At 69.0% G+C, this 11,413-nt stretch carries 10 protein-coding genes; 3 read left to right on the top strand and 7 right to left on the bottom strand.

All coding sequences use genetic code 11. From position 1 onward, the window contains the following. Positions 1 to 95 precede the first annotated feature (95 nt). A complete protein-coding gene (locus tag DAT35_RS30740) occupies positions 96 to 512 on the top strand; it encodes a type II secretion system protein GspG (protein WP_108071646.1) in 417 nt (138 codons plus the stop codon). A gap of 5 nt (positions 513 to 517) precedes the next feature. Here DAT35_RS30740 and DAT35_RS30735 read toward each other — a convergent pair whose 3' ends face one another. Continuing rightward, positions 518 to 1,288 carry a hypothetical protein gene (locus DAT35_RS30735; RefSeq protein WP_108071644.1) on the bottom strand — a complete coding sequence of 257 codons (771 nt, stop codon included), beginning with the start codon at positions 1,286 to 1,288 and terminating at the stop codon, positions 518 to 520. A gap of 238 nt (positions 1,289 to 1,526) precedes the next feature. Between DAT35_RS30735 and DAT35_RS30730 the strand changes: the two genes are divergently transcribed. Then, entirely contained in the window at positions 1,527 to 3,752 is a 2,226-nt protein-coding gene (locus DAT35_RS30730) for an ATP-binding protein (protein ID WP_108071642.1), read from the top strand. Between the two features lie 4 nt (positions 3,753 to 3,756). Here the strand turns inward: DAT35_RS30730 and DAT35_RS30725 are convergent, their stop codons facing one another. Then, on the bottom strand, positions 3,757 to 4,086 hold the full coding sequence (locus tag DAT35_RS30725) for a multidrug efflux SMR transporter (RefSeq protein ID WP_108071640.1): 330 nt from the start codon (positions 4,084 to 4,086) through the stop codon (positions 3,757 to 3,759). A 153-nt stretch (positions 4,087 to 4,239) separates the two neighbouring features. Here DAT35_RS30725 and DAT35_RS30720 point away from each other — a divergent pair, with 153 nt between their 5' ends. Then, positions 4,240 to 4,665 (top strand): YciI family protein, encoded by a 426-nt coding sequence (locus DAT35_RS30720; RefSeq protein ID WP_108071638.1) that lies wholly within the window; start codon positions 4,240 to 4,242, stop codon positions 4,663 to 4,665. Positions 4,666 to 4,716: 51 nt separating this feature from the next. Here the strand turns inward: DAT35_RS30720 and DAT35_RS30715 are convergent, their stop codons facing one another. The 5 genes from DAT35_RS30715 to DAT35_RS30695 form a co-directional block, all read right to left on the bottom strand. Then, positions 4,717 to 5,853 (bottom strand): oxygenase MpaB family protein, encoded by a 1,137-nt coding sequence (locus tag DAT35_RS30715; RefSeq protein ID WP_146209959.1) that lies wholly within the window; start codon positions 5,851 to 5,853, stop codon positions 4,717 to 4,719. A gap of 103 nt (positions 5,854 to 5,956) precedes the next feature. Further along, on the bottom strand, positions 5,957 to 6,247 hold the full coding sequence (locus DAT35_RS30710) for an ATP-binding protein (RefSeq protein ID WP_108071634.1): 291 nt from the start codon (positions 6,245 to 6,247) through the stop codon (positions 5,957 to 5,959). Next, a complete protein-coding gene (locus DAT35_RS30705; RefSeq protein WP_108071632.1) occupies positions 6,244 to 6,816 on the bottom strand; it encodes a sensor histidine kinase KdpD in 573 nt (190 codons plus the stop codon). Before DAT35_RS30705 ends, DAT35_RS30710 begins: the two co-directional genes overlap by 4 nt. A gap of 10 nt (positions 6,817 to 6,826) precedes the next feature. Next, complete coding sequence (locus DAT35_RS30700) at positions 6,827 to 9,991, bottom strand: efflux RND transporter permease subunit (RefSeq protein WP_108071630.1); 3,165 nt, start codon at positions 9,989 to 9,991, stop codon at positions 6,827 to 6,829. Positions 9,992 to 10,027: 36 nt separating this feature from the next. Further along, on the bottom strand, positions 10,028 to 11,245 hold the full coding sequence (locus DAT35_RS30695) for an efflux RND transporter periplasmic adaptor subunit (protein WP_233261820.1): 1,218 nt from the start codon (positions 11,243 to 11,245) through the stop codon (positions 10,028 to 10,030). Between the last annotated feature and the right edge of the window lie 168 nt (positions 11,246 to 11,413).

The following is an 11,413-nucleotide window of genomic DNA, read 5'->3' as shown; positions in this document are numbered from 1 at the left end:
CGGACAGGTGGGGCACGAACCGTGGGCCCTGAGTCCTGGGAATCAGGATTTGTCTCGCGCGAGCGACCGGCACGCGGCGTGAAGGTGCTCCGGACATGGCGCACATGTCCCCCGGACATCCGAAACTTCACTGGAAGGCGTTCCTGCGCGATCTCCTGCTCAGCCTCGCGACCTTCCTGGGCGTTCTGGCACTGGGGTTCATCCTCTTGATGCTCTCGGTCAGTGTGCACTTCGAGCCCCCAAAACCGGACATCGTCAGGCACGACCTCCCGAACATCCTGAACGCACTGAGGCGCTACCACGCGAAGACCGGGCGCTTCCCCACCACCGAGGAAGGGCTGCGGGCGCTCGTGCGAGTCCAGGACCTGGAACAGATTCCGCTCGACCCCTGGGGAAATCCCTATGGGTATGAGCTCCGTGAAGGCCAGCCACGGGTATGGAGCCTGGGCGCGGATGATGCTCCCGGCGGCGAGGGCGAAGACGCGGACATCTCCAGCCATGAAGGCCGCTGAGTATCTCAACCGTCCGCGGGCGCCTCACCCTGGCCTCGTGCACAGTCCTCGCGCCGCAGCGGCTTCTTCGCCTGCTTCGTCTTCAGCGCGCCCTTCTCCACCGAGAAGCGCCAGATGCGCGTACCACACGTCGGGGCCATCAGCTCCTCCTCCAGCACCACCTCGCCCCGGACCACCCGCATCTCCTTCACCTCCGAGGTGGCCTCGTCCTCCGGCGGCTCGATGACAGTGGACTCCACGTCCTCCTTCTTCATCAACGCAAGCACCAGCAGCCAGCTCCGTTGCCGTCCACCCGCCTCCTCGCCCTCGGAGTTGAACGCCGCCGCCACCACCGTCCCTCCCGGGGCCCGCGTCCGCGCGCTCTTCCCGAAGGACCAGCCCGGCAACAGCGAGGGACACGCCAGTGGCTCCCGCTCGTCCCACAACACCCGCCGCGAGGACACCCGCGGCTCGAGCGCCGTGAACACCTTCGTCATCTCCTCGCCCGCCTTCACCTCGCACACGCCCAGCGCCACGATGAAGGAGCCGGGCCGCAGCCCTGGCACCTCCGCGCCTTCGATGATGCGGGGATAGCCCGCCCCCACCTCCAGCGCTCGCGCCCAGTCCACCGAGCGCTCCTGATAGGACTCCACCAGGGACTCCGCCTCCTCGCGCGTGCGGCCTCCTCCCCAAACCACCAGCACCCGCTCCCGGATCGGCCCGGACACCGGCAACTCCGACTGGGCCCACACCGGAAGCGACACGAGCAGGACGAGCAGAACGGGCACGAGGCGCATGGCACCGCCCACGATGGCACGGCTTCCGGGCCGTTCCCAGTCCGCCCCTCCGCTGTCCAGGCGGCCTCCCGCCCCTGAAACCTCCGGGCCGCCACACGCCGCCCCTCGGGTGTTTCCCTCCACGAGTGACCAGCACCCAGCAGTGAACACTGCCAGATGCGTGTGGATGGATGGCCCCGCTTCCCGTTGAAAGGTTTCGAGCCTCCCCCAGAGCGTCTTCTTCGATTCGGAGTTCCTGATGAGCATGGTGGCCCTTCCTCCCTCGTCCTCTTCTCCACCGGCGGCCCGGGCCGGAGAGGGACTGGCGGCGGAGATGCTGGCTCAGCTCTTCGAGCACGCCCGCCCCCTGGTGAACGCGCTCTTCGCGCAGGTGAGCGACTGTGTCACCGTCCAGGCCCCCGACCACTCGCTGTGCTTCGCCAACCCCGCCGCGGCACGCATGCTCGGTGTCACCTCTCCGGAGGAGTTGCTGGGCTGGGGCGGTCCCACGCTGACCGAGCACTTCCAGTTGTTCGACGACGCGGGCAGGCCGGTGGGCCCGGAGACGCTGCCCGGCCGGCAGGTGCTCGCGGGCCAGTGCGGCACCGAGCGCGTGCTGCGCATCCGCGACAAGCGCACGGGCCAGGAGCGGTGGAGCCGGGTGTCCGCGGCCCCGGTGCGCGACACACAGGGCAAGGTGGTGTACGCCATCAACGTCTTCCGGGACATCACCGAGGTGATGCGCTCCCAGGAGCGCTTGAGCCTGCTGGCCGAGGCCGGTGAGCTGCTCTCCGCCTCGCTCGACCTGGAGAGCACACTGACCGCCACCGCGCGCCTGCTGGTGCCCCGGCTCGGAGACTGGAGCGGAGTGAACCTGGCGAATGGTGCCTCTCCCGCACGGCTGTTGGCGGCCATCCACGCGGACCCCGCCAAGGTGGAGCTGATGCGCCAGCTGCGCGAGCGCTACCCGGCGGATGCTGGGAACTCCAGCAGCATCGCCCAGGTGCTGCGCACCGGCCAGCCCCTGCTCACCTCCGACATCACCGATGACATGTACGTGGCCACCGCCCGGGACGCGGAGCACCTGCGCCTGTTGCGAGAGCTGGGCCTGCGCTCGCTGATCGTGGTGCCCCTCAACGCCCGCGGACGGACGTTGGGCACCCTCTCGGTGGCCACCGCGGAGTCGTCGCGCCGGCTGGGGAGGGACGAGCTGCGACTGGTGGAGGAGCTGGCCCGCCGGGCAGCGCTCGCGGTGGACAATGCCCGCCTCTTCGCGGAGGTGAAGTGCGCCCAGGCCCGGCAGGAGGTGGCGCTCGAGGCGGGCCGCATGGGCGCCTGGGAGTGGGACATCCCGGCCGGGCGCGTGACCTGGGCCCCCGCGCTGGAGCGCATCCACGGCATCCCCGAGGGCAGCTTCGGCGGCACCTTCCAGGACTACCAGAGCGACATGCACCCGGAGGACCGGGAGCGGGTGCTCGCGAGCATCCAGCGCCTGGTGGCCCTGCGCGAGCCCGAGCACCATGTGCAGTACCGCATCGTCCTCCCGGACGGGCAGGTTCGCTGGTTGGAGGCCCACGGCCGGCTCTCACTGGACGAGCACGGCCAACCCTCGCGCCTGACGGGCGTGTGCACCGACATCACCGAGCGGCTCGCCCTGGAGGAGGATGCGCGGCGGCTGGTGCGCGAGCAGGCGGCACGCGCCGAGGCCGAGCGGGCCCGCCAGCACACCGCCGAGCTCCTGGCGAGCCTCGAGAAGGCCCAGGCCGAGCTCGCGCAGCGCGCCCAGGAGCTGACGCGCTCCAACGAGGACCTGGAGCAGTTCGCCTACGTGGCCTCGCATGATCTGCAGGAGCCGCTGCGCATGGTGGCCAGCTACGTGCAACTCCTGTCTCGCCGCTACAAGGAGAGGCTGGACGCGGACGCGGACGAGTTCATCCGCTACGCGGTGGACGGCGCCACCCGCATGCAGGCGCTCATCAACGACCTGCTGGCCTTCTCGCGCGTGGGCACGCGGGGCAAGGAGCTGGTGCCGGTGCCGCTGGAGAAGTCCCTGGAGCGCGCCCTCTCCTCCCTGCGCCTCGCCCTGGAGGAGTCCGGCGCCCGGATGGAGGTGGAGCCGCTCCCCTGGGTGAAGGGAGACGAAGGCCAGCTCGCCCAACTGCTGCAGAACCTGGTGGGCAACGCGTTGAAGTTCTGCGGTGGGCGGCCTCCACGCATCCGCGTGTCCGCCACGTCCGCGGGCGGCACCGTCACCGTCGCCGTGGAGGACAACGGCATCGGCATCGAGCCCCAGTACTACGAGCGCATCTTCGCCATCTTCCAGCGGCTGCACAGCCGGGAGGAGTACCCGGGCACGGGCATCGGCCTGTCCATCTGCAAGAAGATCGTCGAGCGCCATGGCGGGCGCATCTGGGTGGAGTCCACGCCGGGACAGGGCAGCACGTTCCACTTCACGCTCGAAGCGGCGGAGCGCCCCCAGGCCTGAGCCGTCAGTGCCTCGCCGCTCCACTGAGGTTCAGGACCGCGACGCCCGCGATGATGAGCGCGATGCCGCCGAGCGCCACCCAGTTGAACGCGTCCCGGAAGTACAGCCAGCCAATCAGCGCCGTGAGGGACGTGCCCACGCCACTCCACACGGCATACGTGAAGCCGAGCGGCAACGACTTCAGTGCCTGGCTCATGAGGTAGAAGGCCGTGCCGTATCCGGCGACGACGATGATGCTCGGCAGGGGCCGGGTGAACCCGTCGCTCGCTCGCAGCGCACTGGTTCCCAGGACCTCCGAGAGGATGGAGATGCCAAGCAGCAGGTACGGGTTCAAACAGGCCTCCTTGGAGGGTAGGCGGGTAGGGGAAAAAAGAATCCGGCGTGTCGATCTCGCGGCCCCTTGTCCGACGTCAGGGTAGAGCCAAGGTTCACGGCCGAGTCCGTCCGGAAACCAGCTCCCAACCCGAGACTAGAAGGAGATCCGACCATGCGGTTCATGCTGCTGATGATTCCCAAGGGATACGAGAAGGCGAAGCCGGGCGCGATGCCGGACGCCGAGGCCGTTGCCGCGATGATGAAGTACAACGAATCCCTGAAGAAGGCCGGAGTGTTGATCTCGCTCGATGGCCTCCACCCGCCCTCGATGGGCGCGCGCGTCTCATTCTCCGGTGGCAAGCCCAAGGTGACCGACGGGCCCTTCTCCGAGGCGAAGGAGGTGCTCGGCGGCTACTGGATGATCCAGGTGAAGTCGAGGGAGGAGGCGATCGAATGGGCGTCGCGCTGCCCCGCCTCGGACAACGAGGTCATCGAGGTCCGCCAGGTGCAGGAGTTCTCGGACTTCCCCGCCGATGTCCAGAAGGCCGCGGCCGGGTTCAAGGAGATGCAGGAGCAGTCCGCGCAGCACAGGGCGTGACGCCAGAGCCCCAGGAGCTGGAGGGAGCCCACCCTCCAGCCCCCGCCGCCTTCAGTTGAGCTGCTGCTCCCGGCCTCGCACCTTCCACGACTCGCGCAGCGACTCGGGGATGCGGAAGGGCGGGCGCTCGTGACCACGGCTCACCCAGACGATGCCCTCCAGCAGCTTGCGCCCGAAGAGCTCGCTGAGCTTCGCGTTCACCACATTCGCCTCATCCCCCTCGTCCATCACCCACCCCAGCAGCCGCAGCGGCTTGAGCAGGGCGCGCGTCCAGTCCGCCGGAGGCACGGCGATCAGATCCGCCGCCGGGTCCCCCATCAGGTAGCGGATGAGCGTGCGGCACAGACCATCGAAGAGGTTGCCGGGAATGATGTGCTCGACCTGCTCGATGAGGGCCTGCGTCATCGCCTTGCCCTCGGCGCTGGCGCAGAACACGCGTCCGAAGATGGTGTCCGCGAGGCGCTCGCCGTCTTCCAGACTCTCCGGCAGCAGCCGCTCGTCGACGCCCATGATGTACCCCACCACCCGCCACGCGTGGTAGTAGGCCTGCGCCTCGCGCGCCGACAGGGTGTAGCCCAGCTTCGCCAGCGCGCGGATGGTCACCACCGAGAAGGTGAGCAGCGTGCCGGCCATGTCTTCCTGGTTGATGGGCTGACCCCACTCGGGATTCCACCGGCCGCTGCGGCGGATGAGGTGGCGCACGGCGGCGTGCATGAGGCGCACCTTCTGTGCGTCCCGGATGCCCCAGCCGTCCGGCTCCAGCCCGCCCTCGCCCATGACGTCCACCACCATCTGCGCCGTCTCCACGATGCGGCGCTTGGTGTCCGTCTCCAGCCGCGCGGTGAGGTGCAGCACCTGCACGCCCTGGGCTCCCGCGTAGCAGGTGGGCAGCGACGCGCAGACCAGCGCCACCACCGACAACGAGCCGCACCGGCTGAACACCGCCTGGCCCTCGCGAATGAGCTCCCTGTCCGCCCACGAGGGCATCCGCGCGCTCTGCTCGAAGTACCCTCGCAGCGGCACGGGGAGCTGCTCCGCCGTCACCGTCTCATGGGCCACCAGCTGCTTCATCAGCTCGTTGGCCGAGCCCACCTGCCCCTGTGCGAAGAGACTCTGGACCGCTTCGTCCGCCGGCGCATCGCACTGCTCGCGCATGGAATCCAGGAATCCGTTCGTCCAGTCCTTCATCGAATCCACCCCCGAAATGGCGTCATCCTCCAACCCGCGAAGGACGGGGCGTCAGTCTGGCACACCTCGTTGAATTTTCGATAAAGGAAGCCCGCCCGCCCGCTCAGTGCACCTGGGGCCCGGGGGCCCGCTCCACTGAGAGTGAGATGCGAGGAAGGGTAAAGGAGAAGGTGCTCCCCCGCCCCTCCTCGCTCTCCACCGCCAGCACCCCGCCGTGAGCCTGCACGATGCCACGGCTGATGGTGAGGCCGAGTCCCGTCCCCTTCTTGCCCGTCCCCTCGACCTGCCAGAAGGGATGGAAGAGGTGGGGCAGGGACTCGGCGGGAATGCCCGGACCGGTGTCACGCACGGAGATGCGCACGAAGGACTCCTCGGGCACCGCCTCCACCGTCACCGTCCCCCCTCGGGGGTGAACTTGAGCGCGTTGCCCACCAGGTTGGACAGCACCTGGAAGACACGCTCGCGATCACAGCCCACCCAACTGCGCTCCCCCGGAAGCCGCGTGCGCAGGGCAATCCCCTTCTGGATGGCCAGCGGTTCGAGCAACACCAGGCCCTCGCGCAACAGGTCGTCCACGGCGTGGCGCCCCAGGTCCAGCTTCAGTCCGCCCGCCTGAAGGCTCGCCATGTCGAGCAGATCCCGGATGAGCCGGTCCATCCGCTCCACCGAGCGCTCGATGGTATGGGTGTGCTTGCGCATCCGCTCGCCCTCATCGCCCGGGGGAAGCAGCCGCCGCAGCAACTGGGTGCTCAGCGCGATGCTGCCCAGCGGATTCTTCAAGTCATGGCTCACCACCGCCAGCACCTCCTCGCGGGTGCGGACGGCGCGCTGGGCCTCCTGTTCGGCAGCCTCGGCCCGGGAGCGCTCACGCTGTTGCGCGGCGGCCTCTTCCCGCGCGGCCTGCTCCCGGGCCAGGAGCTGCATCCGCTCCTGCTCGATGCGCTGATGGACCGTCACCTCCATGGCCCCTCCCTCAGGCTCCCGGACGCGCCTGGGGTGGACCGTGCACGGGCCCACGCGCCTGCTGCTCCCCGGTGCGCCGGAGCTTGCCCAGGGCCCAGGTGCGGAAGTCGTGGAGGATCTCATACACCGTCGGAATCACCAACAACGTCAGCAGCGTGGAGGTGATGACCCCGCCGATGACGGCACGCCCCAGCGGAGCCCGGAAGTCACCGCCCTCCCCTGACCCCAGCGCCACCGGCACCATGCCGGCGATGAGGGCGAACGTCGTCATCATGATGGGCCGCAGGCGGGTGCGCCCCGCCTCGATGAGCGCGTCCCGCATGGGCTTGCCCCGCGCGTGCGCCCACTTGGCGAAGTCGATGAGCAGGATGGCGTTCTTGGCGACGATTCCCATCAATAGGATGACGCCAATGAGGCTCATGATGTTGAGGGAGTCTCCCGTCACCAGCAGCGCCAGCACCACGCCAATGAGAGACAGCGGCAGCGAGATGAGGATGGCCAGGGGATCCAGGAACGAGCCGAACTGGATGACCAGGATGAGGTACATCAGCAGCAGCGCCACCCCGAGCGCCAGGAAGACGCGGCCGAACACATCAGACACGTCGCGCGCCTCGCCGCCCTCCCCCAACACATAACCCGGCGGCAGCCGCACCTTGTCCAGCCGGGCCCGGATGTCCGTCATCACCTCCGAGAGGGAACGTCCCTGCACATTGGCCTGGATGTTGATGACCTTCTCGCGGTTGAGGTGGTTGATTTGAGCAGGGCCCACCGACTCGTGGATGCGCGCCACCTGTCCCAGCGGAACGAGCGCCGGAGTCCCTCTCGGTGCCGCACCCGCCACCAGGGGGAGTTGCTCCAAGTCACTCGGGCGCACACGGGCCTCGGGCACCAGCCGCACCATCACATCACGCGTCTCGCCCGTGGGGTCCACCCAGTCACCCGAGTCCACCCCCGCGAAGGCCGCGCGCAGCGACTGCGCCACCTGCGCCACCGTCACGTTCAGCCGGCCAGCAATGCCACGCTCCACCTCCACCTCCACCTCCGGCTTCTCCCCGCGCGTGGAGAGGCCCACGTCCACCGCGCCCGGCACCTTCTCCACCTCATGGAGCACCTGCTCGGCCAGCCGTGTCAGCTCCCCCGCATCCGGCCCACGTAGCTCCAACTGAATCTGTTTGAAGGCTCCGCCGAAGCCGCTGGTGAAGACAGACACCTTTGCTCCGGCCACACGCGACATCTCCCGGCGGAGGGTAGCGCCCAGTTCATCCTGGGTCACTCCCCGGCCGTGCTTGGGCGTCAGCCGCACGTACACCAGCGCCTGGTCCACGCCCGGCGAGCGCAGCGGCAGCGGCGTGCCGATGGTGGTGAAGGTGTAGCGCACCTCCGGGTGGTTGCGCGCGAGGCGGGACACCTCCTCCACCTTGCGCCGCGTGTAGTCGAGGCTGGAGCCCGCGGGCGTCTCCACCAGCATCTCCACCTCGGAGCGGTCGCTCACCGGGACGAAGCCCGCTCCGCCGAAGACGCCTTGCAGCACCAACGCCCCCACCAGCGAGCCCACCGCCACCAGCACCATGGCCAGCCGGTGGTCCAGCGCCCAGGCGATGACGCGCTTGTAGTTGTCCGCCTGCCGGTCGAACCAGTGATTGAAGCGCGACAGCACCCGCGAGATGGGCCCCTTGTGCGCTCCCTTCTCCACCGCCGGGTCCGGCCAGTATGCCGATAGCATCGGATCCAACGAGAAGCTCACGAAGAGCGACACCAGCACCGAGCACGCGATGGTGAGCGCGAACGGCTTGAACCACTGCCCGGCCACCCCGTACATGAAGGCCACCGGCACGAACACCGCCACGATGGAGAACGTCGTCGCCGCCACCGCGAGGCCAATCTCGCTCGTGCCCTCGCGCGAGGCCGTGTAGTGGTCCTTCCCCATCTCGATGTGGCGCACGATGTTCTCGCGCACCACGATGGCGTCGTCGATGAGGATGCCGATGGCCAGCGTGAGCCCCAGCAGGGACATGGTGTTGAGCGTGAAGCCGAACGCCCACACGCTGATGAAGGACGCCAGCACGCTCACCGGCAGCGCCAGGCCCGTAATCACCGTGGAGCGCCACGAGTTGAGGAAGAGGAACACCGTCAGCACCGTGAGCAGCGCACCCTCGACGAGCGCGGACTGCACGTTCCCCACCGCGGCCTCCACCCGGACGCCCGCGTCGCGGACGATCTCCATCTTCACGCCCTGGGGCAGCTTGGGCTGGAGCGCGGCGATGCGCTCGCGGATCTGATCGGCCACCTGGGTGGTGCTGTAGCCCTTGGCCTTGATGATCTCGATGCCTACCGCCTCGCGGCCATTGTAGAGGGCCAGGGTGCGCGGATCCTCGGAGCCGTCCACCACGTTGGCCACCTGGCCGAGCCGGATGGGCTGGCCGCCGCGCTCGGCGATGACGACGCGGGCGAAGTCCTCGGGCGTCTCCAGCCGGCCCTTGAGACGGATGGTGGTCTCCTCCAGCGGCCCATCCAACCGGCCCACCGGCGCCGCGAGGTTCTGCTCCTGCAGCGCCTGCACCACCTGCGCGATGCTCAGCCCCGAGGCTTGCAGCGCCGCCGGGCGCACGAACACCGTCATCTCCCGCTCGATGCCACCCACCACCGAGGCCTGCGCCACGCCCGGGATGGAGCGCAGCTCGCCCACGACCCCCGGGTCCGCGATGCGGGTGAGCGCCGTGGCCGGAATCGTGTCCGAGGTGATGGCCAGCGAGACAATGGGCAGATCCGCCGGGTCGAAGCGCGTGAGGACGGGCTCCTCCATCTCCTGCGGCAAATCATTGCGCTTGCTGGAGATGGCGTCACGCACGTCCTGCGCCGCCTGTTGGATGTCCTTTTCGAAGTCGAAGAAGATGGTGAACTGCGCGAGGCCGTCGATGGCGCTGGAAGTGGACTGCTTGGCATCCACGCCGCTGATGCTGAAGAGGGCGTCCTCGATGGGCTCCACCACCTCGCGCTCGACCACCTCCGGCGAGGCTCCCGGGTAGGCGATGGTGACGTTGATGATGGGCTGCTGGATGTCCGGGAACTCGTCCGTCTGCAACACCACCAGCGCCACCACACCAAACACCACCAGCGCCAGCATGGCGGTGATGGTGACGATGGGCTTCTTGATGGCGAAATTGGAGATCAACACGGGAAGGCTCTCCCTGGGTGAGGTTGGGCGCGAGGCTCAGCGGGGCGTGGGTTGCTGGGGCGCTGGAGGAGTGCCACCACCGCCCACGCCCGGCTCGTTCTGCGGGGGTTGCTCGCGCGGTTGCACCTTCACGGGTGTGCCCTCGGCCAGGTCCTGCGCCGAACCGCGCAACAGTACGTCCCCCACCTGCACGCCGGAGCGCACTTCCACCAGGCGCGCCAGCTCATCCTTCATGCCGAGCGTCACCGGCACGAGTTCCACGCGGCCATCCTTCACGCGCAGCACCGTGGGCGGCTCGGCGCGCGGGTTCACCGCGGAGACGGGTACGGCGGGCACCTCGCGCTGAAGCGCCGCCACCCGGCCCTCGGCGAAGAGCCCGGTGAGCAGCACCTGCTCGGTATTGGGAAGGGTGACGTAGAGGCGCACCTGGCCGGTGCCTGGATCCACCGAGGGATTGATGCGCTCGATGCGCCCCTCGAAGGTGCGGTCCCCATGGCCACCGACGTTGAACTCCACCCGCGCGCCGGGCTTCAGCATGTCCAGTTGCGAGACCGGAACCGACGCCTCCAACCGCATGCTGGTGGGGTCGATGATGGTGTAGAGCGGCGCGCCCGGCTGCACGATGTCGCCCGCGCTGGCGTGGCGCTCGCTCACCACACCATCGAAGGGGGCACGGATGCGGGTGCGGCCCTGCTGCTGGCGCGCGAGCGCGAGCCGGGCCTCCGCCTCGGAGAGCTGCGCCTGGGCCTGGAAGCGCGCGAGCACCACCCGCTCCAGGTCTCGCCGGGTGATGATGCCCGCTTCGGCCAGCTTGCGATTGCGCGCCTCCTCGGTCTGCGCCATCTGCAAGGCATTGCGCGCCACCCGCACCGCGGTGCCCGCGGCGAGGAGCTGGTCCTGTGACGACTTGTCCTCGATGCGCGCGAGGAGCTGGCCTTCCTTCACCTGCTGGCCCTGCTCGACGGCCATCTCCAGCACGGCGCCCTGGACCTCGGCCCGCATGGCGGCGGCACGCCGGGCCTGGAGCGTGCCGGAGAGGACGGGCCCGTTGCGCAGCTCCCGCTGCTCCACGCGCACCACGTCCTCCGACCCGAGCACCACCGGCTCCTGCTCCTGGGCTTGCGATACCTCCGAGCCTCCTCTCTTGCAGCCCGAGAGCACCACCAGGCTTAGCAAGACGAGGGCTCCGCACACGCCCGGTCCACCACCGGGGACCCACCGCCCCGAGCCCCGGCGTTCCGTCCTCACGCTCACGACCCATCACCTCCTGACACGCCGCGTGGTGATGTGCACGAAAGGGCTCGGTTGCACCCCTGGAGCGACAGGATGGTCACTCCTGGCCTTCCCCAGGTGTCTGCCTGCCTGCTGGCGGTGTCCCTCGGAGGATGGGGTTCACGACAGAAAGGGAGGCGGGGGCAGGCT

The sequence above is a fragment of the Vitiosangium sp. GDMCC 1.1324 genome (genome assembly GCF_003044305.1).
In the GTDB taxonomy this organism is placed as follows: domain Bacteria; phylum Myxococcota; class Myxococcia; order Myxococcales; family Myxococcaceae; genus Archangium.
This window is presented reverse-complemented; position numbering and strand designations above follow the sequence as displayed.